Raw genomic sequence first — 23,355 nt, 5'->3', positions numbered from 1 at the left:
GTAATTTTCTCTGTGTTCTCCGCGCCTCTGCGGTTAGTTTATCTTAAAGAATAAAAAAATGTGTTTAGGAATCCCCGGACAAATTATAGAAATTACCAACGTTAACCATAAATTAGCACTAGTTAACATTGGTGGTGTTAAGCGCGAAGTAAATATTGCTTGTATCGTTGATGAACAACATCCTCCCGGAGCCTGTATTGGTGATTGGGTATTAGTTCATGTTGGCTTTGCAATGAATCGAATTAACGAACAAGAAGCAGCAGAAACATTACAACTTTTTCAAGAATTAGCAGCAGCACAAGCAGGAATTAATACTTGTACCAATTCTGTATGAAAATGCGCCTATAGTGCAAGAAATAAAGAACGAACCGCCAAGAGCGCCAAGTACGCCAAGAAATAAGAAATTAAGAGATTTAGCGCAGCTTTACAAAAAAATGGTATTAAATAATAGACTTTTCTTGTCTCACGTAAAGAAAGGGTTTAAAACTCACCTCTTTCTTCCTTGGCGTTCTTGGCGTCTTGGCGGTTCGTAAAAAAATTCCCTACCACAAAAGCGAAATTAACTATTCCTAAATCCTTATGAAATATGTTGACGAATTCCGCGAACCGGAAAAAGCAGAAGCCATACTCCGCGAAATCGCCAAATTATGCCACCAGCTAGAAAAACCCATCAAAATCATGGAAGTATGCGGCGGACATACCCATTCCATATTTAAATATGGTATCGAAGAAATATTACCCCAAACCATCGAACTAATTCATGGCCCTGGTTGTCCAGTATGCGTTATGCCAAAAGGGAGATTAGATGATGCGATCGCAATCTCCCAAAATCATAACGTCATTTTTGCCACCTTTGGCGACGCAATGCGAGTTCCCGGTTCCAAAACTACTTTGCTGCAAGCCAGGGCACAAGGTGCAGACATCCGTATGGTGTACTCTCCCTTAGATAGCCTGCAAATTGCCAGAGATAACCCTGACAAAGAAGTAGTCTTCTTCGCATTAGGCTTTGAAACCACAGCCCCCAGCACCGCCTTCACCATCCTGCAAGCCGCAGCCGAAAAAATTCATAACTTTAGTATGTTTTCCAATCACGTTCTCGTGATTCCCGCCCTGAAAGCACTATTAGATAATCCCGACTTACAACTAGATGGATTTGTTGGGCCAGGCCATGTCAGCATGGTAATTGGCACAGACCCTTATGAATTTATTTCCCAACAATATAATAAGCCAATAGTTGTTTCAGGATTTGAACCCTTAGATATTCTCCAATCAATTTGGATGCTATTGCAACAGCTAGTAGAAAATCGTTGTGAAGTCGAAAACCAATATAACCGAATTGTCCAAAAAAGCGGAAATACAGTAGCCCTACAAGCCATAAATAAAGTTTTCGCCATCCGAGATAGTTTTGATTGGCGCGGCTTAGGTGACATCCCCTATTCAGGATTAAAAATTCAACCTGAATATGCCCAATTTGATGCCGAACTTAAATTTATCATTCCTAACCTCAAAGTAGCCGACCATAAAGCTTGTAAATGTGGAGAAATCCTCAAAGGAGTCTTAAAACCTTGGGAGTGTAAAGTATTCGGTACAGCCTGCACCCCAGAAACCCCCATTGGTACTTGCATGGTATCTTCCGAAGGCGCTTGTGCAGCCTATTACAAATATGGACGACTCTCGACCATTGCCAAAAGAACAATCACCCAAAAACCAAAAATAACTCAAGAACCTCTCCCCGCCTGCGGCTTCACCTCAGACTAAAGACTCCGCGTACCTCTGCGCTTCCCTCTGCGTCCCTTTGCGTTTAAAAAAAATTTAATATGAATTTCCCCCCCACAAACCCAATCCAAAAAATAGAACAAATCCGCCGTCGCCAAGGAAAAGTGCAAGATACTCACATAACTCTCGCACATGGTAGCGGTGGTAAAGCCATGCGCGATTTAATAGATGATATCTTTATCAACAATTTTGATAACCCAATTCTCTCACAATTAGAAGACCAAGCCAGCTTCAACCTAGCCCCTCTCCTCCAACAAGGAGACAGACTGGCATTTACAACAGATTCTTATGTTGTAGACCCGTTATTTTTCCCCGGTAGTGATATAGGAGAATTAGCCGTAAACGGTACAGTTAATGATTTAGCTGTCAGTGGTGCTAAACCTTTATATCTAACTTGTAGCGTAATTTTAGAAGAAGGATTACCTGTAGAAACCTTACGCCGTGTCGCAAACAGTATGAAAGCAGCCGCAGAAAAAGCGGGTATTCAAATTGTCACTGGTGACACAAAAGTTGTACATCGTGGTGCTGCCGATAAACTCTTTATTAATACTGCTGGTATTGGTATCATCCCGCGAGGAGTTAACATTTCCGCCCACAATATTAAACCTGGAGATGCAGTAATAATTAATGGTGAAATAGGCAATCATGGTACAGCAATTTTAATTGCCCGTGGGGAATTAGCCTTAGACACTAATATTGAAAGTGATTGTCAGCCGTTGCATAGTTTAGTAGAAACTATTCTCCATGCATGTCCCCAAGTTCATGCTATGCGAGATGCTACACGCGGTGGTTTAGCTACAGTATTAAATGAATTTGCCCTCAGTTCCAATGTGGGGATTCGTCTGTACGAAGAATCTATTCCAGTGCGGGAAGAAGTCAACGGAGTTTGCGAAATTCTCGGTTTAGACCCATTGTATTTAGCTAATGAAGGTAAGTTAGCTGTAGTGGTTCCAAAAAAGAATGCTGAAAACGTTTTATCCGCTATGAAATCTCACCCAGCAGGCAAAGATGCTTGTATTATTGGCGAAGTTATTCCTTCACCCCCAGGTATCGTATTATTAAAAACAATTTTTGGTGCTGAAAGAATTGTTGATATGTTGGTAGGCGACCAATTACCACGAATTTGTTAATAGATTTTATAGTATGCACGAACTTGGAATTACCCAAAATATTGTGGCAATTGTGACTGAACACGCCAAAGGTGCAAAAGTACAGCGAGTTTTATTAGAAATTGGCAAACTTTCAGCCATTATGCCCGACGCAATCCGATTTTGTTTTGATATTTGCACCCAAGGCACAGTTTTAGAAGGGGCGACATTAGAAATTTTGGAAATTCCTGGCTTAGGGCGATGTCGCCAATGCGGCGCAGAAGTTTATTTAGATAAACCTTATGGAATTTGTAATTGTGGAAGCGTGCAATTAGATTTAATTACTGGTGAAGAACTTAAAATTAAAGAAATAGAAATAGAGGAATTATGTGTGTAACCTGCGGTTGTTCTGATGATGGCGAAATAAAAATTACAAATTTAGAAACAGATGAAGCTGAACATCATCATACTCACACTTTACCAGATGGAACTGTCATCACTCACTCCCACAGTCATGACACTCATATAGAAGCACCTCAAATTCATGCCAAAATACACAATACAACGATATCTTTAGAACAGGATATATTAGCAAAAAATAACCTGCTAGCTGCCCAAAATCGGGGATGGTTTAAAGGTCGAAATATTCTTGCTTTAAATTTAATGAGTTCTCCCGGTGCTGGGAAAACAACTCTTTTAACTCGCACTATTAATGATTTAAAACATCAATTATCTATTAGTGTCATTGAAGGCGACCAAGAAACTGCTAACGATGCCAAAAAAATTAAAGAAACAGGTTCTAAAGTCATCCAAATCAATACCGGAACAGGCTGTCATTTAGATGCCTCAATGATAGACAGGGGTTTACAACAACTGAATCCGCCACTGAATTCTGTTGTGATGATTGAAAATGTCGGAAATTTGGTTTGTCCAGCCTTATTTGATTTGGGAGAAAATGCAAAAGTCGTGATTCTCTCCGTCACAGAGGGAGAAGATAAGCCGATAAAATACCCGCATATATTCCGTGCTAGTGATGTAATGATTCTCACTAAAATTGATTTGCTACCTTACCTGCAATTTGATGTTCAAAAGTGCATAGAATATGCTAAGGAAGTAAATCCCCAAATTCAGATTTTTCAGGTTTCTGCAACTACTGGTGCTGGCTTAAAAAATTGGTATAAATGGCTAACTGAAAAGGTAACGAACTTGTCAGCACTAATTTCTTTGAAGGATACGTAATTTTTTTAACGAACCGCAAAGGACGCAAAGGACGCATTCGCGCAGCGTCTCGCAGAGAAGGAAGAGAAGGAAGAGAAAGATAATTTTAAAAACCTATTATCACAAACTTAAGCCACGGATTTACAAAATCCCTCTGTGGGTTAATGAAAACTGGAAGTATTTTTGCAAGATATGAGATGCATACTGCCATTTTCCTATCTGTGCGTAAATCCTCATGGCTAAAGTTGAAGAATTGACACCCCAGCAACTCTCCGAAACAGACCTGAAACCACGAGGGAGAGTTTATCCGAGTCCTATCAATTGGCGCGACCAGTTTTTGTACCAATTGCTATTAGATAGGTTCAGTGACGATAATGAAAATCACAGGGAACTTTTTGACCACATTAACCCTTCCAAATTCCAGGTTAAGGACAAAGCCGACTGGATGGCAGCAGGTACAAACTATGTTGGTGGTACTCTTAGGGGAATTAAGAGTAAGTTAGACTACTTGCAACGATTGGGAGTAACAACGCTGTGGATTAATCCACCTTGGCGACAACATTCTGAATTAGAAGCTTACCACAGCGATCGCATCCAAGAATTTTTAGATATAGACCCCCACTTTGGCACTCGTCAAGATTTAAGAGATTTAATTGATGCTGCCCACGATCGCCGGATGTATGTAATCCTTGATGTAATATACGACCAGAGTGCTGATAACTGGTTCAACAGAGATGAGGTAATTGCAGCTAGAGCCAGAGTTTATCAATATTGGATTGCTCTTTCTGACTGCGATGGCTTGCGGATAGACAGCCTCAAGCACGTTTCTCCAGAAGATTCCCGCAAATTCTGCACAGCTATCCGTGAATACGCCGAATCTATCGGTAAAGACAACTTTTTACTGACTGGGGAAATAACCTCCGGTAGTATGGCTGGTGCTTACATAGACATTATTGCCCGCAACCTCAGTGCTGTATTAGATAACGTTCAGACTCCTAATGAATTAGCTGCATTTGCAAAAGGTTTAGTACACCCCAAGCAATTTTTCGATTTATATAGCGAAAACAACCTCGCTGGAGAATACCGCCAAATTGGGATATATCATGTCTCCATCTTGGATGACGATGATATGTCATCCCGGACTAACAAGCAGCGATTTGCCGCATACAGTAATGTCCCTAATCTTTATGAGCAAGTTGCTCATGCTGTCGCTGTGCAATTAACTATGCCAGGAATTCCTGTTATTTATTATGGGACAGAACAAGCTTTTGATGGGAATGAAGGTTATCACGATAACAGCATAGAAGGTGGAAGCTTTGCCAAAGATAGATATATCAAAGAAGCAATGTTTGGCGGTGCTTTTGGCGCATTTCAAACAACAGACTGTCATTTCTTCGATATCGACCATCCTACCTATTTGCGGATAGCTGCGATCGCGCGTATCCGCAACAGTCACGATAAAATTGGTAAAGCATTGCGCCGTGGACATCACTACCTACGCGAAACATCCTTTTATGACTCCCCCTTCTCGATTCCCGGACAAGGTGAATTAGTTGCTTGGTCACAGACTTTATTTGACACAGAAGTGCTGATGGTGCTGAATACCAACGGCTTAGAAAATCGCGGTGCAGAAGTAACAGTAGATACTTACATGCATTCTCCAGACTCGACTATGACCTTTTTATACAAAAGCGATTGGAGCGATTCATATTTACGCTACCCACCGCGCGGACAAACTGTAGCTGTACAACATCATGACGACCGTCGCGCAACTGTGCGAATTGATTTGCCTCCTTCAGGAATGGCGATTTTGGCGTAACTACAGCTAACAATCTGTCTGTCTGATTACTTAATTAAACCCGAAGAACCTTACTCCTTAATCCTCTCCACTTGCTAAGGCTACGGTGTACACACAAGCCTTACCGCAGCCATATCTTTGTTAAGGGACTTCCAAATAAAAAAATATCCTAAAACTGACTCAAAAATCTTCTCTATTTCTCCTATCTCTGTGTTCTCTGCGTCTCTGTGGTAGCCTGCGGCAAGCCCTCCGGGTTCAGCAGTCGCTCATGGGGGAAACCCCCAAGACCGCGCTGCTTCACCGCTTTGCGTCTACGTTCATTTGGATAATTGATTTCTTGGAAGTCCCTAATAAATCTCGCACTGCGTTTCTATTCCGCCTCGGAATAAATTCCGAGTCTCATAGCCCAAGTCCACTCAAGTGGACTGAATTAATCATTTAGTCCACTTGAGTGGACTTTAGCTATCAGCCCTGAACTTCAGTTCTGGGCGGGATATCGGTCAGCGTGACAGTTCCACTCTGACAAAAATTGCAACACCCTGCACTTTAGGAGTACAGGGTGTAAAACAGCTATATTTTGTGTGATTCCCAGTTTCTATTTACCTCAAAGCCAATCTCGATAAGCTGATATTTCATTTACGCTGATTTCAAATGGCATCCCCTTGCCAAATGGCGGATAAACGCGAATTTTACCATTGCTAGCAAACCGCTCTAACCTATTACCCAACTGGGCAATATTGCTGACTATATGCCAGTAAGATACTAAGTCAGGGCAGTCAACAATTAATGTTAGGATGCCAGCATTTGTTGTGAGATACCACTGACAATTAGATAACAGTACTCGCGTAATGCGATCGCAGGCTTGATAAAAGCATCTACCTGTAGACTGTTCTAGCTCCATTTGCAGCATTCCATCCTCTTTTGTTACCTCAGATGGAGGTAAATCATCGGGAGGAAGCTGGTATAGTTTAGAAGACATAATTTCGCACCTCTTGGTTGTAGCGCGTCAAACTCTCCAGGTTTTTTTGCATATCTGAGGACGAGGGTTTGAGTGCTAACGTACCTAAATTTAATTCGTCCTGAAATTTCTTGATTTTGTCTCGACAAGTCTCCACATCACCGATAATTGAGTTTTCAATCAAATAATCTTCGTCGAAACAAATGTTTGTGCGGTCAAATGGTTTTTGGTTGGGATTCGCACTATTTTGCAATACTTCAGCCGAATTAGCTGTCATTTTCTGGCTAAATTGACGGATGAAAGGCAATGCCTCACTCACTGCTTCATCAAATGTTTTGGCAACATAAAAAAAGCGTGCCAGCACGAAGTTTTCTGCACCACTAGAATTTAAGGCTCGATATTTAGCAACAGTATCCTTCAATCTCTGTAGGGAGAATGGCGGCCCACCCATCAAGCTGAAGGAATGTTTAGCAGCAAATTCGATACCATCATCGCCACCAGTGGCAACATACACTGGTACTTTACTCTGCAACGGTTTTGGGTAAATTGTTAAGCGATCGCATTGATAATACTTGCCATTAAATGATACATCAGTTTCATATAACAGCTTGTGAATCAGTGCGATCGCCTCTAACATTCTGGGACGGGCTTCACTTGGGAGTGTCGCAAAATGTTTGTTTTGTTGAGGAAAGGGGCCGCCTTTAGCAACTCCAAATAATAATCGTCCATTGCACAGGTTATCCAGAGTGGCGATATCTTCCGCTACCCGAATCGGGTTATGGAATGGCAGTAACACCGCCGCAGTCCCTAATTGGATAGTTGAAGTCAGCCCCGCCAAGTGTGCCATTAACAGCAACATGGAGGGGCTGAGATTGGATTCACTAAAATGATGTTCACTCACCCAGGCTGACTCAAAACCTAAACTTTCTGCCTGTTTTATCAGCGCGACTTGCTCAAAGATGGCCCGACGAGCATCTTGGTGATGATTATCGTAATTGCAGAAAATTCCAGTTTTCATTACTTGCGTTAATACTTTGTGCTGGCTATTCTAGTGGTCAATATGTTCGTAGTAAGCACTTTAGTGCTTAAATATTTGAGGAATAAAGTCCCCACTACAAACATATTTACTCCTCTCAATTAATGCGATCAAAGACTAATTTGCAACCCACTGTAACTCCAACCATAGACGTGGGTTATTGTGTTTGATGTTCGACATCGGATCGCGCAATAATCGCTTGGCATTCATGCAGACTACTTGTACTAGACCCATGTTGTCTGCTACTTCTCTGAGTATTTCTTTGTGGGCTTGAACACAGGAAATCATTTCGGCAGAGCAATAAATTCCTATATATTGCAAGCGTCTCGCAGGTCGTCCCCAAAAACAGGTGATGACTTTCACATAACACCCGTCTAGTAATTCTCCAACCTTTGGGTAGTATTCGTTGAGGACTCTTGTGAATTCTTTGGCTAAGATATCTTCAGCAATCATTGGAACTGATATTTCTGTAGCGTCCATCACGCTATTTAATATAACATAATTTTATCAATTAAACATGACAAAATACCTTTTTAGGCTTAAATAAAATATTAAATATTACAGAAAAAAGAGGTGTACCTATTTGGTCTCACCTCCGATTTGCGTAAAGCATCTTTATATTGAATGAAATATCAAAGTAGCCTCGTACCCAAAACTTTGATATCAAAAATTATGAATCCAAACAAAATGTATTTAGTAGTACATTTAAATATTGAATTCTAAACATTGAATTTCTAATTATTATCGAGCATTGCGCTCACAAACTAAAACCTCCGCTATGATATCTGGTACATTTACAAAGTCTGTAAATCCTTCAGAACCACGGATTGGTGATATAAATGTATAGTTTGGATCGCACGCTCCAGTATCATATACTTGAATAAACCATCTATCGGGAAATCCTTCTACACCTAATTCCACAGTATACCAACTCTCGCCAATCAGACGAGAGTTAAAGATTGTGAACCACTCCCGATTCTCTTCTGAAATATTCCAATCTGCCATGAGCAATTCTAAAGCAATTTGCCCCGCATCTGTTGAAGTCAACAACATTTTTACTCCTTATTTGCGACTTCGGTATTCTCAACTTCGGTATTCGGAACTTCTGGGTATAAACCCAGTTCTTTAGCTAGCTCACGCGCTACAAAAAATAAAAATTTGGCACCATCTTGATTGCCTTCATGGGCAAACATAGTTGCAACTTGTAACATTGTTTCTACGAAACCAGAATCAATTAATTCTGGCTTACTTTCCAAAACTTCTGGTTCCTGACCATTAGGGCATTTGAGCAATTCATCAATTAGGTTAAAATACAATTGCTGGCGTTGTTCTGACATGGTGTTTTGTTTTGGTTGATTTTAGTGAGTGAATTGGGAATTGGTCACTGTTCTATACTTTGCTGCCACAGCCTTTCTAACATTTCAACTTGTTCTTTTAAGACAGCCGCACGATGTACAAGATATCTGTCGTAAAAGAGAATACCTAACCCAACACAAATAGGGGTTAACAAGAAGAACCATTGTAGGATAGCGGCAAATTTATATTTTTCAGCAACAGTCAGCATTTGATGAATCACATTACGATCAGAGGATTGGATGCTAGTCTGAGGGGAATGTGTAACCTCTGTCTGGGGAGCCAAGGCGGGAGCATCTTTAGTAATCTTGTTAACTTCGTAAGTTAAATTCTGAGATTTTACTAAGTCCAGATGTCGCTCCCAAATTATGCCAAATACTACTAGCCCTGGAGAAAGCATTGTTAAGGTAACTACACAAACTGTAAGGACATTTAAAACTTTTGCTTTCATCTTGGCTCTCCCTTGCTAGGTAGTCTGCACCCAGTAAGAAAATATCCTTTGCTGTTTATTTCAAACAGTTTTGATATTAAAATATGTGTAATTGGTAATTTTCACAATCATAAGTTGTCAAATGTTTTTCTAATTTTCACTGACTCCTGACCAATGAAAAGTTACCAAAGTTTTCGCAAAACGTAGGATTATTCAATTACAAAAAACGCACTTAGATTCGGAAATCTGGTTTCATCTTACTCTCAAAAGGGAGATTAAGAAGTCCCCCCTAGTTCACTCAGCTTTCGCTCAGGAATGTTGGGGGGTAGAGGGGAATCTCTGCGTAAATCCTATACGATTTATATCAGCCGCTCTCCACAAAACAGTTTACCCCAGCCCCGTTAAGATTATTAAATTCATTAGAATAGTACTCAACGGCTGTAATCCCTATCAGATAAGTATTGTAAAAAAATATTGGGGTATGGGTGCTAGTGTTTTTGAGATGGGGTACTAGTGTTTTTGAAGTGGGGTTCTGGTGTTTTTGTACTCAATCTAAAAGCAATATAGGCAAAGCTTTGGAACTGTTTTTAATGCAAGTTTTAGTAGACAAAATCTGTACTCAAAACTAAATATCGATGTCTTTTGATAAAGATAAACTAATAAATTCAAAAAATCCATTAAATGTTTTGAAATTCAGTTATATTTCCCTAACAAATAAAGAATGATGATAAAAATTATTCATATATACAGAAATATAAAAATTTATCTTAGCCTAAGAGACAATAGTCAGCAATTCTAAATGGTAAAATAAAAGAATGGCAAGCTAGACATCTGCTGAAGTGAGAATCAATGAGAGCATCTGATAAAAGTTCTGCCTAAACTTTCAGATTTTGTGGTTTAGTTAGAATACATAGTATATGCACTCATTGACACTAAACTGCAAAATAAATACACAAAAGCTGACTGTTATAAGTAAATACTCTGTACTAAGATTTAGAATTATTAGGAGTTAAATAATGCGGATTGCTCAAGACATAACAGAACTGATCGGACGGACTCCTTTAGTTCAACTGAACAAAATTCCTCAAGCTGAGGGAGTAGTAGCAAGGATAGTTGTCAAATTAGAAGGGATGAACCCAGCCGCTTCGGTGAAAGACCGCATTGGGTTAAGTATGGTACTTTCAGCAGAAGCGGCTGGCTCAATTGAGCCTGGAAAGACGATTTTAGTTGAGCCTACCTCTGGGAATACAGGAATTGCTCTAGCGATGGTAGCAGCAGCGCGTGGCTACCGTTTGATTTTGACAATGCCAGAGACGATGAGCCAAGAACGACGGGCTATGCTCAGGGCTTATGGTGCTTCTTTGGAGTTAACACCAGGCGTTGAGGGAATGCGGGGAGCTATTCGCAAAGCTGAAGAAATTGTGGCTAATACTCCTGATGCTTTTATGCTGCAACAGTTCCGCAACCCTGCTAATCCCAAGGTTCACCAGGAAACCACCGCAGAAGAAATTTGGACAGATACAGACGGGGAAGTGGATATCGTCATTGCTGGGGTAGGTACTGGTGGAACCATTACTGGGGTTGCAGAAGTACTCAAACAGCGTAAGAAGACTTTTCAGGCGATCGCAGTTGAACCCAGCAACAGCCCAGTTCTCTCAGGTGGTGAAGCCGGGCCACACAGAATTCAAGGTATTGGTGCCGGATTTGTCCCCGATGTTCTGCGTCTGGAATTAGTTGATGAAGTAATTAGAGTCAGCGATGAACAAGCGATCGCTTTTGGGCGACGTTTGGCAAAAGAAGAAGGCTTATTGTCTGGGATATCTTCTGGTGCAGCTTTGTGTGCCGCAATTCAAGTAGGCAAACGCCCAGAAAATGCTGGACGTTTAATTGTAATGATTCAACCTTCCTTTGGCGAACGTTACCTCAGCACACCCATGTTTCAAGACTTGGCTTTAGAAACTGCTGGTGTCCGGTAAGGATAATTGTAGGTGCGTACAGCTACGTTAAAAGGGCGGTTATAAACCGCGTCTACACAAGCAAAACCCACCTCCGTGGGTTCAAACCCTGGATTTTTCCTTAGTCCGCCTCCGCGGACTTTGTTTGTGTAGGCGCGTAAAGCCTTCTCTACGAGAGGCTTCGCCAACGGCATAGCTTCGCTTAACGCATAGCGTGCCGGAGGCTCTATTCTATTCGCTGGGGTTTAAGTTGACTGACAAACTGGAATGCGGATTTGAAACTCCGCTCCCTCGCCGGGTTCTGAGGTGCAAGAGAGTGAACCACCATGTTTTTCGGTGACGATTTGGTAACTAATCGACAAGCCCATACCTGTGCCTTTGCCCACAGGTTTTGTAGTGAAGAAAGGATCAAACAGACGTTGCCGAACGGACTCTGGTATACTCAGACCATTATCTGCAATCCGAATTTCGACTTTATGAGCATCAATTTGCTCAGTGTAAATAGTAATAGTTGGAGTTGTTATTTGTCCTTGATTGTCCGCTAATGACTCTTCTAAAGCGTCGATCGCATTACTCAACACATTCATAAACACTTGATTTAGCTGCCCTGCATAGCATTCCACTTGGGGCAAGTTGCCGTAATGTTTAATCAACTCAATACCGACACGATCTGACTTTGCTTTGAGGCGATGTTGCAGAATCATGATAGTACTGTCGATTCCCTCATGAATATTAACGGCTTTAATCTCGGCTTCGTCCATACGTGAGAAGGTTCGCAGGGAAGCAACAATTTGCCGAATTCGGTCTGCGCCAACCCGCATAGAAGACAGTAGCTTAGGCAAGTCTTCTAGCAGGAAATTTAAATCGATCGCCGCCGCTTCTTGCTGAATCTCTGGATGTGGAGATGGGTAATGTTTCTGGTAAAGTTCCAGCAGTCCTAGCACATCTTGGGTGTAGCCGTTGGCATGAGTTAGGTTGCCAAAGATAAAATTGACTGGATTGTTGATTTCGTGGGCAACGCCAGCTACTAGTTGCCCTAAGCTTGACATTTTCTCAGTCTGCACAAGATGAGCCTGAGTTTGTTGCAATTTATGCAAAGATTTTTCGAGTTGTTCCGCTTTTTCTCGCTCTCGCATTTCGGATGCTTGCAAAGCTTCATTATTAGCTTCGAGTTCTTGTGATTTAGCTTCCAGTTGTTCCGAGTAAGCTTGCAGGTTAGTGTAGAGACGAGCGTTATCGATCGCAATCGAAATTTGTGCTATCAACAGACTCAGCACATTTACCCGTTCTGGGGTAAATGCACCAGAAATGAGATTATTTTCCAAATAAAGAATACCAGTAAACTTGCCAGAGTGAATCAATGGTAAACACAAAATGGACTTAGATTGGTAAGTGGTGATATAAGCATCAGCTGCAAAACGGGAGTCTTTAACAGCATCGTCTAAAACCAGATTGTTTCTGGTTCTTTCGACATAATTGAATAAAGCAACCGGGAGTAAGGGTGAATTAGTTTTATCTTCTGCGTTAACAACAACACTAACCTCCTTACCTACAACTATTCCCGTCGCTTCTAGGATCCATTTATTCTTGTGTTTAGCAATAAAGTAACCTTGTTGAGCGCCAGCATTTTCGATGACATTTTTCATCAATTTTTCGAGCAAGCGACTCAGCACCATTTCTTCTGACAAGACTTGTGAAGCTTTCATCACCGTGATTAGATCGAGAATTTGACTGCTTCCGGTAGTCGTAGAGCTTGTTTGAATAGTTTGCAAGTAATTCGTTTCTAGTTTTTCTGTATTTGATTGCACAATCAATTGGGGATAGCGTGCTTCTAAATCTTTGACTTTAGCGATCGCACCCCAATTGCCATAGGCGTAGTAAGCATTTGTCATGTAGGTTTGAGCGATCGCTTCTTTACCCCATGACAAATAGAATTTGGCAGCAAGTTCGTGGGCGAGTGCTTCTTCGTTGATGTACTCGTTTTGTTTGGCAAGTGCGATCGCGCGATCGTACATCTCGATGGCTTCGATTTTTTCCCCTAAAACCCGATGCCGTTCTGCTTCTACTAGATAGAATTTGTGTAAATGATTCATTGGCGCATGATGCGCCCATTTCTGCATTTTTTCTTGATTAGCTCGGACGCGATCGAGAATTGCCTTTTGCTCTAACTCTTGGCGATCGAAATACACCGCTAGCTGTACTAAAGAATCGTAAAAATGGAATAGAGGAACAAGAGGCAATCCTATCACTGCGTCCAAATATTTCTCTGCTATGACAGTATTTTCAATCGCTTCTGAGTAATTTTCAAACCAGTAACTAAGTAAAAGTTTGTTCCAATATATGTAGGCAACTCCCAATCTGTCGTTCGCTTGTTCGTGTAATAGAAAGGCAATCTGCTCATCGCAGGCTTCACCCTTTAGAAGACAGAGATTTTCACTTTTTCCGAGCAGATTTAATGTAGCCTGCCGATAGGTTTCTAGATAATGAAGCGGTGTTTCTTGCTTGATTTTATGAATAGCATCTCTATTGATTGCCATCTCTTTTTCAAGGACAGTCAGTTCTTTGCCGCTAAAGTAAGCGAGATAAGAGTACATTAGTAGACCATAAGCAGCAAATTCTAAATCACCTGTCTCCAGTCCGCTAGAGTAAACTGACACAAAAGGTTCTAAGGTTTCTCTCAGATGATCTTTCCAAGGTCGGATAAATGTATTTACTATCAGGAGTGTCTTGGCTTTGATTTCTTGAGCATTTAACTTTGACACTAGAGTTAAAGCCAATTGACCGAACTGATAACCTGAATCAATATCTCCTACAACTCCGCAAAGAAGAAGACCATAATTGGCATAAGCAAAGGGAGAGACAGAAGCATTACCATATTGAACGGATAAATTTACTTGTTTGCACACCGTCAATGGAACCAGTGCTGGCGCAGCCATGTATGCAGGAGCAAAGATACTTGACATAAGCCTCATCGCTGCTAATTTATAGCGATCGCTCATTTGAGGCAGGTCAGTTAAATCCTCAATTCGCTTTCCACTCAAAATTGCCGCAGTTTCCCCTAGTGCTTGCCCAATATCTGACGCGTTCGGCTCTTGGGGAAACTCCACCCCTAACTGCTTTAAAACTTGTAGCGCCGTATTAACTGCTTCTAGCAGCCTGTTTTGCCCTATGTAAGCTTGGATCTGGACTTCATACACATTCACTTTATCTAGCAGCGTTTTGGCACAGTTTTGTACTACCTCAACGAACCTCTGCATTCCTTCAAAATCACCGCTTAAAAAAGCTGCTTCTGCTGCTTCCTCATGCAGTGCTAATGTTAGGTCATACTGAGTGTGCCAACTATCTTTTGCTAACAATCCTAAACCGACTTGCAAATATTTTATGGCAGAATCATGCGCTGTAGCTGCTTTTGCTCTTTGACCTGCGATCAGATTGAGTTCAGCAAATTCATATTTTTCTGTTTCAAATATCAGTAAATCAGCACCGTAATTGAGTTGATTCACTAAAGCAAATATATTTTCTTTGCGTTCTTCTGATGTAGTATTTAGCAGCAGTAATTGACCAATTTTGAGATGCGTTGCTTTCTTCTGTTCATCAGGAATTAGAGAATACGCTGCTTGCTGTACTCGGTCATGTAAAAACTTGTAATCAACCTTGACATCTGTTAGGGTAACGCCGCCTAAATCCTCCTGATTAAACGCTAAGGGAATTTTATAATCCTGATTTAAGGGCAGAATTAACCCAGCTTGCAGCGCAGACCACAATTGCGCCGCAGTCGTTAGGGAAGATGCTTCGTTAACGATCGCTAATACATCCAGATTGAACGTGTTGCCAATACAAGCAGCCAGTTTGAGTACTTCTTGCGTTTTTAGAGACAGTTTACGAATATTTCTCGCGGTTAGTTCAACAACATTTAGATCAGTAAGACCGATCGCTTGAATATGTTGGATATTCCACTGCCATACTCCTGAATGAAACTCATACGTTAACAAGTCTTCTTGATGTAGAGTTTTCAGCAGTTGCGTTAAGAAGAAAGGGTTTCCTCCAGTTTTGTGGAACAGTAATTCTGCTAATGGCTTGCTGGCTTCTGTGTCATTCAACGTATCGCTAATTAATGCTTCCACATCGGTTAACTGCAATGGTGCCAAAACGATGTTATCTACTACCGCACCAGAAGATTGAATTTTATCCAAACTCATCATAAGCGGATGGGTGGGCGACACTTCGTTATCCCGATACGCGCCGACTAACAATAAATATTTGCGTGGCTTGCCGCCGTAGGCATCGCTATCTGTCATCAATAGCTCAATTAAGTTCAGCGATGCCGAGTCTGCCCACTGCAAATCATCCAAGAACACAACCAGAGGATGGTCTTGGGTCGTGAATACGCCAATGAATTGCCCAAAAATGCGATTGAAACGATTTTGAGATTCAGCCGCACCTAGTTGTGTTACGGGTGGCACAGTTCCAATAATTAGTTCGACTTCGGGAATCACATCGATAATGACTTGCCCATTCTCTCCCAACGCGCTTAGGAGTTTCTCTTTCCACACTTGGATTTGGGCTTCGCTTTCGGTGAGTAATTGCCCAATCAAGGATTGGAACGCCTGAATCAATGATGCATAAGGAATATTGCGCTTGAACTGGTCAAACTTACCTGCAATGAAATAACCCTTTGCTCCCACAATTGGTTTATGAACTTCATTGACAACACTTGTCTTGCCAATTCCCGAATAACCAGAGACGAGCATAAGTTCACTGCTACCACCTGCCACACGCTCAAACGCAGCCATCAATGTTGCCACTTCTGCTTTGCGTCCGTATAGCTTTTGCGGAATCAAAAAATGCCCGGATTTGTCCTGTCTTCCCGGTACAAAGTTTTCAATCTTTCCAGTCGTTTGCAGTTGAAACAAACATTCTTCTAAATCCGCTTTCAGTCCCCAGGCGCTTTGATACCGTTCTTCTGCTGTTTTCGCTAATAATTTTAAAATAATTGCACTAATCGCTTCTGGCACATCTCCCAGAACGCGACAGACAGTTTCACTACAGGGTGCGGCTGGTATTTTGGCAATGTGAGAGTGAATTAACTCCATCGGATCAACAGCTTGAAAGGGCAAAATACCCGTCAGCATTTCATACAAGGTGACACCCAGTGAATAAAAGTCGGTGCGATAGTCAACTGCCCGATTCATTCTACCGGTCTGCTCAGGTGACATATACGCAAGCGTACCTTCGAGCAAATTAGGATTGCTCAAGGTGGGATTTTCTTTATCAAGGCGCGAGGAGATACTGAAGTCAATCAGTTTGGCTTCCCCAGAATTGGGGTCAATTAAAATATTGTGCGGCTTAATATCTTTATGAATAATCTGTTGGGCGTGCAGTTCTCCTAAAATATTTGCTAGGCTAATCCCCACCTTGAGGAAAGTAATTAAAGTGGTTGTTTGAGTTGCAATCAGTTCTTGGAGCAAGCAACCTGGAATGTCTTCTAAAATTAAAGCCAGTCCATGCTGATAATTCTTTAACTCGTAGGCTTTAACAATGCCAGGAATTTGCAGAGGCTCAATAATTTGATATTCGTGGCGCAGTCTAGCTATGTCTTCTAAGAGCGGATGTTCGCATAGGAGAGTTTTGACAATGACAGAGGCGTTATCAGTTTCTCGCCGTCCACGATAAATGACGGTTTTACTACCGGAGTGAAGAGTTTCGAGGAGTTGATAACCAGATAAAGTAGCTGTCATTGTTTTCTCTTGCAATATAAGCATTCTTAATATGCCCATGCAAGTTTAGCGTTGTAACATTTGTGACAAAAATCAGCATAATTTCACGAGATGTTACAAATACTAATTCACTCCCAACTTGTCTACTGAGTTTGAGAGCATTGTTACATCTCAAACTCAATAACTCAAGTTTTAATAGATTACCTCCCTCATATCTTGCACTTAGCCCTGGCGATTAGAAATCGCGGCTATACAAACAAAGTCCGCCTACGCGGACTAATGCAAAATCAAGGTTTTCAACCCGCGCAGGCGGGTTTTGCCTGTGTAGCCGCGACTTCCAGTCGCCTGGTGCAAGATATCAGTTACTAATGTTTACAGTTGCCTTGCTTTTGGTGTTGTTGAGAACCTTGACCGTGATTATGATCTTTACCGTGGGAACAGTTTTGCAAATCTTGCTTCAAAAGCTTGTCGCTGATTTCTTGCAAGGATTCATCCACAGCTTGTAACCCAATCCAAGTATCAATCTTTTGGACATCAAATCCTACCTCGCGGCGATCGCCTACTTCTAACAAAGGACGGCGAATTAACAGTGGTTCTTTCAGCATCAGCGCCAAAGCGGTTTGTTCATCCACTTTTTCAGGAACCACCTCACCAGATTTTATCTTGGGGGCGGAAAGATTAAACCATTCGACTACGGGGCGATCGCCAAAAAATGAACGCAACCGTTCAGCTGTCCAAGCTTCTTTTAGCAGGTTCTGTGGTATCACCTCATGACCAGCAGCTGTTAGCAAAACTTTTTGCTTAACTCCACCTTTACAGCCTGGTTTGCTATAGAAAATTACCTTTGCCATGCAACTATCTCCTAATTACTCTTTAGCGCTAAAGCGCCAACTACGAACCGATGAAATTAAAAATTCCTAGCTTTATGGCTAACCAAATCAAACTCAAACCTCTCATTTGGATCGGTTTCGCCATAAATATTGAAAGTCACAGTTGGTTCATCACCCACTGCTTCTACACTGTGAATTGCATCGGGAGTAAAGCTAATAATGTCTCCTGGGAAGAGAGTTATCTCTCCCGTTGCTTCAATCTTGTCCTGAAATTCTGGGCTATTGGTGCGTCGCCAAAAAGTATTTTTTTCTTGGCCTTTTAGCACCGCCACGATTCCCCACGTTCCATGATTATGAATGTTTGAACGGGTTCCCGGTGCAAATGTTACTGTTTGCACTGTTAACGGAAAACCCAATTCATCATACAGGAGTAAAACAGAGGTTCCCGTTTGGGGTGAAGGTTCTAAATTTTGACTTTGCACCCAGTAGGAATTTACAATCAAGCGCCTTACAAGCATCCGAATTTCTGGCAGACAATTGGTTTCATTGTCGCTGCTATTGAGAACATCTTCCACCTCAGTTAAAAACCGATAAAGGCGGTAATTTTCTCTCAACAAATCCCACGATCTTACAGATTTACAGGCTTGATGCTGACCGTCCCCTGTTAGCAGCAAATCCCTACCTTTCATAACTTTTAAATTGATAGCGGAGAAGATTGGATCACAATGATCGGTGAGATATTAGGAATGTTACCTACAGGAAGTTTAGTAGGTATGTTAATAGGAGGGATGATAGAGTTACTATCAGTAGTCGCTCCTAATAGGGAATACGATTTAGTAGATAACCAATTGTTCATGACCGTTCACCTTGATTTTTCATCGCTGACTCATTAATCGTCTTCTTCTGCTGGACGTGTCAAAATATCCAGCAGAATCCCAGAACCAAAATCATTCTTTTCGTCTATCTGTTTGACTCTGGTGCTGATCTCTTTGGCTTGCTCAATTTCTCCTAACTTTGCTAGCACTAATCCAGAAGCAGCGTAAGCATTTAAGTACAATCGAATTTGTGGGTCTTCTTTGCGATTGACTAATATAAGCTTAAGTTGCTCCCAGTCATCAGGAAATTTCTCTAGTTCTTTAATTTTATCTAATAATTTGGCTGTTGTTTGTAGTGCAAGAGAATAATTATTTTTATAATAGAAAAATCTATATGCTGCTACCAATACATCTGTATTTTCACCAGTTTTGTCTAAAGCTTGTTGAATATATTTCTCTGATTCTGATGTATTTTCCCAATTTTGTGCAGCTAAAATTAGTAGGTTTTTGATATCATCTGGAACCTGGAACCATGAGAATTTGTTTGCATCAAGTTGCATAATAATTTTTTGCGCGTAGGCAATAGGGAATAGGCAATAGGCAATAGTAAAAAAGTAATAATAATTACCAATGCCTAATGCCCAAGTTAAAACAAAGTAAGAACGTACACCAAGGTGAATAATACAATCCAAATAATGTCTACGAAGTGCCAGTAAATTTCTGTCATTTCGATGAAAGTATGATTGGTTGCAGAATATTCACCAGGGAGACGCGATCGCCATAATGCACGTAATATCAATAACAGTCCCACAAAAACGTGCAAACCGTGGAACCCAGTCATGATATAAAAGCAGTTGGCGAAGACGTTGGTGGTCAGTCCGTATCCCAATGTTGAGTACTCATAAACTTGACCAGCCAAGAAAATTGCACCCATGATTGCAGTAATTGCGTACCACAGTTGCATTCCCTTAACGTTATTTTTCTTAATCGCCGTATCACCAAAGTGAATGACGAAACTACTAGACACCAGAATAATGGTGTTAATCGTCGGTACAAGTAGTTCTACTTCACTCCCTTCTGGAGGCCAAACTGGTGTAATACCTCGGAAAAATAAGAAAGTGGCAAAAAATCCCCCAAACATCAGGGATTCAGAAGCGAGGAACGTCAACAGCCCCCAAACTCTTAAATCTGGATGTTCTTCGTGTCCTGTACTCGGTGTTGTAGCTATAGTCATAGATTTTTCCAAGTTCGTAGCTTTTTTAAACGCAAAGGTACGCAAAGGGAAACGCAAAGGTACGCAGAGTCTTACTTCTAGCTCTCAATTCAAACTTTGCGCTCCTCTGCGCCCCTTTGCGTTTAAACTTAAACCCTCAATTCACCACGAATTGACGAAACTAAGCACTAGCTTCCGGTGTTGCAGATGGCTGTACTTCAGTACTATGACCATGACCGTAGTCATAAGGCCCATGAGTCACAACCGGCAACACTTCCCAGTTTTCAATTGCAGGTGGTGAGCTAGTTGTCCATTCTAAAGTCAAAGCTTGCCAAGGATTATCACCAGCCAAAGGCCCTTTCAACCAACTGTAGATCATGTTGATGGCGAAAGGAATTACCGATATCCCCAAAACAATTGAACCAAAGGTACAAAGTTGATTGAGGTCGATAAATTGGGGGTCATACATTGCCACCCGTCTGGGCATTCCCTTCAAACCCAACTCGTGCATGGGTAAAAAGGTCAGATTTGTGCCGATGAAGGTGAGGGCAAAATGAATCCGTCCTAAGCTTTCATTCAACATTCGTCCGGTCATTTTGGGGAACCAGTGATAAATACCGGCGTAGATACCAAACACGGAACCGCCAAACAGAACGTAATGGAAATGTCCGACAACATAATATGTGTCATGGACGTGAACATCAAAAGGCGCTGTTCCCATCGTCACACCACTTAAGCCGCCCATGACAAACATGGACAACAAGCCAATGGCGAAAAGCATTGCACCGGTGAAGCGGATTTTACCACCCCAAAGGGTAGCAACCCAGGCAAAAATCTTCACGCCAGTGGGAACTGCAACTATAAGAGTGGAGATAGTGAAGAACATCCGCATCCAACCGGGTGTGCCACTGGTGAACATATGGTGTACCCAGACGAACAAACCAACAACGCAGATAGCTACACTAGAATAAGCGATCGCTTTATAACCAAAAATTGGCTTGCGGGCGTGAACCGGAATTACCTCCGACATGATGCCGAAGATGGGCAGAATCATTAAATATACTGCTGGGTGAGAATAAAACCAGAATAAGTGTTGATAAATTACAACGTTACCGCCTGCATCTGGTTTAAAGAAGGATGTACCAAAGTTGAGGTCGAACAACAGCAGAACTAAACCGGCTGCTAATACAGGTGTGGAGAGAAGCGCCAGGATGGAGGTTGCCAAGATTGCCCAGCAAAATAGGGGCACTTGATCCCATTTCATGCTGGGAACCTTCATCATCAAAATGGTGATCACAAAGTTCAGTGAACCCAAAATTGAAGAAGTTCCTACCAAAACGATCGCAAGTATCCACATAGTTTGAGCAATTGGCGCTGTCACCAAACTCAAAGGTGGGTAAGCTGTCCAACCAGATTGCGAACCGCCAAAAATGAAACTACCTAATATCAATAATCCGGCTGGTGGGTTTAACCAAAAGGCGATCGCGTTTAGCTTCGGAAACGCCATATCCCTAGCACCGACCATCAACGGCACTAAATAGTTACCAAATCCCCCAATGGCGCTAGGGACAATCCACAGGAAGATCATGATCGTCCCGTGATTGGTCATGAAAGCGTTATACAAATTGGGGTCAAGTACATCTGATTCTGGTGTTGCTAATTCCACACGCAGAGCGATCGCCATCAGTCCGCCGATGAGATAGAAGACAAACGCCGTCACCAGGTATTGAATACCAATAACCTTGTGGTCAACATTAAATGTAAAATAATCTTGCCATTTCCACGCCTTCGGATGGGAGGTGTGGCCAGCCACCAATTCCGGTTTATTTCCTTCTGGTGGAGTATTCCGTGGAAATTCTACCTGCGTCATATTTTTGTCCTTTGTCCGTTGTCATTTGTCATTTGTTCTTTGTCCTTTGTCCGTTGTCATTTGTCCGTTGTCATTTGTCCGTTGTCATCTGTCCGTTACGAATAACTAATGACCAATGACTAATGACTCATGACCAATGACCAATGACCAATGACTAATGACCAATGACCATTGACTCTAAAGTTGCTGCACTGATTCCCATATCATGGGTGTGGGGCGCGAGAAACTCTGATGTTGATAAGTCGGCTGGATTAATTGCAACGACTTGATTGAGGTTTTGCTGTTGAGCAATCTGGTTTTCTGTCCGCCAGCTTTTATATTCTTCCGGCGTGTGGACAATTACCTCTGTCCGCATTGAACCGTGATAACCACCGCACAACTCAGCACAAACTACGGGATATGTACCTGGTTTGGTGGCAACAAATCGTAGTTCGGTAGGGATACCGGGAAGCGCATCTTGCTTCAAGCGGAAGTTTGGAACCCAGAATGAATGAATTACATCTTGTGCTGAAAGGTTGAGTTGAACATCAGCACCGACGGGTATGTGCAATTCCCCAGACGTAATGCCACTATCGGGGTAATTGAATATCCAGGCGTACTGTATGCCTTTGACATCAACAACTAAGTCGGCTGGTTTGTTTAGGGTTTGAGGAGACGCGCCAATACCGATTGTTGGGGCGATCGCTGGAGCAGTTGTTGCTTCAGAGGTATCGCTGAGTGTAGCTGCAAGAGCCGTTCCCGACTTATGAGCAACATGAGCGGCTGAATGAGGATGACCCGCAGGCTCAAAGCCGCCCATTCGGTTAAAAACATCTACACTGTAGATGCCCAAGCAGAGGACAATCACTGTTGGGATTGCTGTCCAAAAGATTTCTAAGGGAACGTTACCTTCCACTCGCACGCCATCGGTATCGTCACCCTTACGGCGACGAAACTGAATCAAGAAAAGTACAATTGTTCCTTCTACCACTAAGAAGAGTGCGATCGCAATGGTAAACATGACGTTGAAAAAACCGTCTACCAAAGGTGCTTGTAACGATGCTTGCACTGGCATCAAAGTGTGATTCTGACCAATCCAAATACTGATTGCTGTAACTACTATCCCAGCAACCAGAGTCCATAGTGAAACAGGAACTTGTTCCATACATGCTACCTGTGTAAACAGTCTTTAAAGGTGTGATTTTCTGGTATTAGGTATTAGGCACTGAGCATTATTATCTATTCCCCATTCCCTATTCCCTTTTCACTTATTAACTTTCTAACGTGCAGCCATTAAAAATGGGGGAAACTTCCAGATT

Annotated in this window: 21 protein-coding genes; 8 read left to right on the top strand and 13 right to left on the bottom strand. The window is 41.9% G+C overall.

Annotated elements, in window-relative coordinates; genetic code table 11:
- Window positions 1-58: 58 nt before the first annotated feature.
- The 6 genes from VB732_RS02555 to VB732_RS02530 all read left to right on the top strand — a co-directional run bounded on the left by VB732_RS02555 (window position 59) and on the right by VB732_RS02530 (window position 5,901).
- On the top strand, window positions 59-334 hold the full coding sequence (locus tag VB732_RS02555; RefSeq protein WP_323229242.1) for a HypC/HybG/HupF family hydrogenase formation chaperone: 276 nt from the start codon (window positions 59-61) through the stop codon (window positions 332-334).
- A 245-nt stretch (window positions 335-579) separates the two neighbouring features.
- Window positions 580-1,758 carry a hydrogenase formation protein HypD gene (gene hypD / locus VB732_RS02550; protein WP_323229241.1) on the top strand — a complete coding sequence of 393 codons (1,179 nt, stop codon included), beginning with the start codon at window positions 580-582 and terminating at the stop codon, window positions 1,756-1,758.
- A gap of 59 nt (window positions 1,759-1,817) precedes the next feature.
- Window positions 1,818-2,906, top strand: a complete 1,089-nt coding sequence (gene hypE / locus VB732_RS02545) for a hydrogenase expression/formation protein HypE (RefSeq protein WP_323229239.1) — start codon at window positions 1,818-1,820, stop codon at window positions 2,904-2,906.
- Window positions 2,907-2,919: 13 nt separating this feature from the next.
- Complete coding sequence (gene hypA / locus VB732_RS02540; protein ID WP_323229238.1) at window positions 2,920-3,261, top strand: hydrogenase maturation nickel metallochaperone HypA; 342 nt, start codon at window positions 2,920-2,922, stop codon at window positions 3,259-3,261.
- A complete protein-coding gene (gene hypB / locus VB732_RS02535) occupies window positions 3,252-4,103 on the top strand; it encodes a hydrogenase nickel incorporation protein HypB (RefSeq protein ID WP_323229237.1) in 852 nt (283 codons plus the stop codon). Before hypA ends, hypB begins: the two co-directional genes overlap by 10 nt.
- Before the next feature lie 214 nt (window positions 4,104-4,317).
- A complete protein-coding gene (locus tag VB732_RS02530) occupies window positions 4,318-5,901 on the top strand; it encodes an alpha-amylase family glycosyl hydrolase (protein WP_323229236.1) in 1,584 nt (527 codons plus the stop codon).
- Window positions 5,902-6,484: 583 nt separating this feature from the next.
- Here the strand turns inward: VB732_RS02530 and VB732_RS02525 are convergent.
- The 6 genes from VB732_RS02525 to VB732_RS02500 all read right to left on the bottom strand — a co-directional run bounded on the left by VB732_RS02525 (window position 6,485) and on the right by VB732_RS02500 (window position 9,678).
- Complete coding sequence (locus VB732_RS02525) at window positions 6,485-6,859, bottom strand: hypothetical protein (RefSeq protein ID WP_323229234.1); 375 nt, start codon at window positions 6,857-6,859, stop codon at window positions 6,485-6,487.
- Window positions 6,849-7,856, bottom strand: coding sequence for an LLM class flavin-dependent oxidoreductase (locus tag VB732_RS02520; RefSeq protein ID WP_323229233.1), 1,008 nt, complete (start codon window positions 7,854-7,856; stop codon window positions 6,849-6,851). The genes VB732_RS02525 and VB732_RS02520 overlap by 11 nt, the downstream gene beginning before the upstream one ends.
- Window positions 7,857-7,991: 135 nt before the next feature.
- Window positions 7,992-8,354 (bottom strand): hypothetical protein, encoded by a 363-nt coding sequence (locus VB732_RS02515; protein ID WP_323229232.1) that lies wholly within the window; start codon window positions 8,352-8,354, stop codon window positions 7,992-7,994.
- A gap of 261 nt (window positions 8,355-8,615) precedes the next feature.
- A complete protein-coding gene (locus VB732_RS02510; protein ID WP_012407155.1) occupies window positions 8,616-8,927 on the bottom strand; it encodes a hypothetical protein in 312 nt (103 codons plus the stop codon).
- Between the two features lie 2 nt (window positions 8,928-8,929).
- A complete protein-coding gene (locus VB732_RS02505; RefSeq protein ID WP_174710804.1) occupies window positions 8,930-9,211 on the bottom strand; it encodes a hypothetical protein in 282 nt (93 codons plus the stop codon).
- Window positions 9,212-9,255: 44 nt separating this feature from the next.
- Window positions 9,256-9,678, bottom strand: a complete 423-nt coding sequence (locus VB732_RS02500; RefSeq protein WP_323229231.1) for a hypothetical protein — start codon at window positions 9,676-9,678, stop codon at window positions 9,256-9,258.
- A gap of 995 nt (window positions 9,679-10,673) precedes the next feature.
- On the opposite strand from VB732_RS02500, the gene cysK reads away from it, so the two are divergent.
- Window positions 10,674-11,633 (top strand): cysteine synthase A, encoded by a 960-nt coding sequence (cysK, locus tag VB732_RS02495; protein ID WP_323229230.1) that lies wholly within the window; start codon window positions 10,674-10,676, stop codon window positions 11,631-11,633.
- Between the two features lie 224 nt (window positions 11,634-11,857).
- Here the strand turns inward: cysK and VB732_RS02490 are convergent, their stop codons facing one another.
- From VB732_RS02490 to VB732_RS02480, 3 genes are all read right to left on the bottom strand, one after another.
- Window positions 11,858-17,350 carry an AAA family ATPase gene (locus tag VB732_RS02490; RefSeq protein WP_323229229.1) on the bottom strand — a complete coding sequence of 1,831 codons (5,493 nt, stop codon included), beginning with the start codon at window positions 17,348-17,350 and terminating at the stop codon, window positions 11,858-11,860.
- A 344-nt stretch (window positions 17,351-17,694) separates the two neighbouring features.
- Window positions 17,695-18,180 (bottom strand): ArsC/Spx/MgsR family protein, encoded by a 486-nt coding sequence (locus VB732_RS02485; RefSeq protein ID WP_323229228.1) that lies wholly within the window; start codon window positions 18,178-18,180, stop codon window positions 17,695-17,697.
- Between the two features lie 56 nt (window positions 18,181-18,236).
- Window positions 18,237-18,848 (bottom strand): cupin, encoded by a 612-nt coding sequence (locus tag VB732_RS02480; protein ID WP_323229227.1) that lies wholly within the window; start codon window positions 18,846-18,848, stop codon window positions 18,237-18,239.
- Window positions 18,849-18,884: 36 nt separating this feature from the next.
- On the opposite strand from VB732_RS02480, the gene VB732_RS02475 reads away from it, so the two are divergent.
- Window positions 18,885-19,052 (top strand): hypothetical protein, encoded by a 168-nt coding sequence (locus VB732_RS02475; RefSeq protein WP_323229225.1) that lies wholly within the window; start codon window positions 18,885-18,887, stop codon window positions 19,050-19,052.
- Here the strand turns inward: VB732_RS02475 and VB732_RS02470 are convergent.
- From VB732_RS02470 to VB732_RS02455, 4 genes are all read right to left on the bottom strand, one after another.
- The gene (locus VB732_RS02470; RefSeq protein WP_323229224.1) at window positions 19,049-19,534 is read right to left on the bottom strand and encodes a hypothetical protein; all 486 of its coding nucleotides are present in this window, start codon (window positions 19,532-19,534) and stop codon (window positions 19,049-19,051) included. The two genes, VB732_RS02475 and VB732_RS02470, sit on opposite strands and share 4 nt — an antisense overlap.
- An 86-nt stretch (window positions 19,535-19,620) precedes the next feature.
- A complete protein-coding gene (locus VB732_RS02465) occupies window positions 19,621-20,208 on the bottom strand; it encodes a heme-copper oxidase subunit III (protein WP_323229223.1) in 588 nt (195 codons plus the stop codon).
- A gap of 160 nt (window positions 20,209-20,368) precedes the next feature.
- Entirely contained in the window at window positions 20,369-22,057 is a 1,689-nt protein-coding gene (ctaD, locus tag VB732_RS02460; RefSeq protein ID WP_323229222.1) for a cytochrome c oxidase subunit I, read from the bottom strand.
- A 154-nt stretch (window positions 22,058-22,211) separates the two neighbouring features.
- The gene (locus tag VB732_RS02455) at window positions 22,212-23,201 is read right to left on the bottom strand and encodes a cytochrome c oxidase subunit II (protein WP_323229221.1); all 990 of its coding nucleotides are present in this window, start codon (window positions 23,199-23,201) and stop codon (window positions 22,212-22,214) included.
- Window positions 23,202-23,355 lie beyond the last annotated feature (154 nt).

The organism is Nostoc sp. UHCC 0252 (assembly GCF_034931145.1).
Taxonomy (GTDB): Bacteria; Cyanobacteriota; Cyanobacteriia; order Cyanobacteriales; family Nostocaceae; genus Nostoc.
This window is presented reverse-complemented; position numbering and strand designations above follow the sequence as displayed.

What these genes read in the sequence shown, in the direction of transcription:
- VB732_RS02555 (WP_323229242.1), top strand. Translation starts at nt 59, where the DNA reads ATGTGTTTAGGAATCCCCGGACAAATTATAGAAATTACCAACGTTAAC.
- hypD (WP_323229241.1), top strand. Translation starts at nt 580, where the DNA reads ATGAAATATGTTGACGAATTCCGCGAACCGGAAAAAGCAGAAGCCATA.
- hypE (WP_323229239.1), top strand. Translation starts at nt 1,818, where the DNA reads ATGAATTTCCCCCCCACAAACCCAATCCAAAAAATAGAACAAATCCGC.
- hypA (WP_323229238.1), top strand. Translation starts at nt 2,920, where the DNA reads ATGCACGAACTTGGAATTACCCAAAATATTGTGGCAATTGTGACTGAA.
- hypB (WP_323229237.1), top strand. Translation starts at nt 3,252, where the DNA reads ATGTGTGTAACCTGCGGTTGTTCTGATGATGGCGAAATAAAAATTACA.
- VB732_RS02530 (WP_323229236.1), top strand. Translation starts at nt 4,318, where the DNA reads ATGGCTAAAGTTGAAGAATTGACACCCCAGCAACTCTCCGAAACAGAC.
- VB732_RS02525 (WP_323229234.1), bottom strand. Translation starts at nt 6,859, where the DNA reads ATGTCTTCTAAACTATACCAGCTTCCTCCCGATGATTTACCTCCATCT.
- VB732_RS02520 (WP_323229233.1), bottom strand. Translation starts at nt 7,856, where the DNA reads ATGAAAACTGGAATTTTCTGCAATTACGATAATCATCACCAAGATGCT.
- VB732_RS02515 (WP_323229232.1), bottom strand. Translation starts at nt 8,354, where the DNA reads ATGGACGCTACAGAAATATCAGTTCCAATGATTGCTGAAGATATCTTA.
- VB732_RS02510 (WP_012407155.1), bottom strand. Translation starts at nt 8,927, where the DNA reads ATGTTGTTGACTTCAACAGATGCGGGGCAAATTGCTTTAGAATTGCTC.
- VB732_RS02505 (WP_174710804.1), bottom strand. Translation starts at nt 9,211, where the DNA reads ATGTCAGAACAACGCCAGCAATTGTATTTTAACCTAATTGATGAATTG.
- VB732_RS02500 (WP_323229231.1), bottom strand. Translation starts at nt 9,678, where the DNA reads ATGAAAGCAAAAGTTTTAAATGTCCTTACAGTTTGTGTAGTTACCTTA.
- cysK (WP_323229230.1), top strand. Translation starts at nt 10,674, where the DNA reads ATGCGGATTGCTCAAGACATAACAGAACTGATCGGACGGACTCCTTTA.
- VB732_RS02490 (WP_323229229.1), bottom strand. Translation starts at nt 17,350, where the DNA reads ATGACAGCTACTTTATCTGGTTATCAACTCCTCGAAACTCTTCACTCC.
- VB732_RS02485 (WP_323229228.1), bottom strand. Translation starts at nt 18,180, where the DNA reads ATGGCAAAGGTAATTTTCTATAGCAAACCAGGCTGTAAAGGTGGAGTT.
- VB732_RS02480 (WP_323229227.1), bottom strand. Translation starts at nt 18,848, where the DNA reads ATGAAAGGTAGGGATTTGCTGCTAACAGGGGACGGTCAGCATCAAGCC.
- VB732_RS02475 (WP_323229225.1), top strand. Translation starts at nt 18,885, where the DNA reads ATGATCGGTGAGATATTAGGAATGTTACCTACAGGAAGTTTAGTAGGT.
- VB732_RS02470 (WP_323229224.1), bottom strand. Translation starts at nt 19,534, where the DNA reads ATGCAACTTGATGCAAACAAATTCTCATGGTTCCAGGTTCCAGATGAT.
- VB732_RS02465 (WP_323229223.1), bottom strand. Translation starts at nt 20,208, where the DNA reads ATGACTATAGCTACAACACCGAGTACAGGACACGAAGAACATCCAGAT.
- ctaD (WP_323229222.1), bottom strand. Translation starts at nt 22,057, where the DNA reads ATGACGCAGGTAGAATTTCCACGGAATACTCCACCAGAAGGAAATAAA.
- VB732_RS02455 (WP_323229221.1), bottom strand. Translation starts at nt 23,201, where the DNA reads ATGGAACAAGTTCCTGTTTCACTATGGACTCTGGTTGCTGGGATAGTA.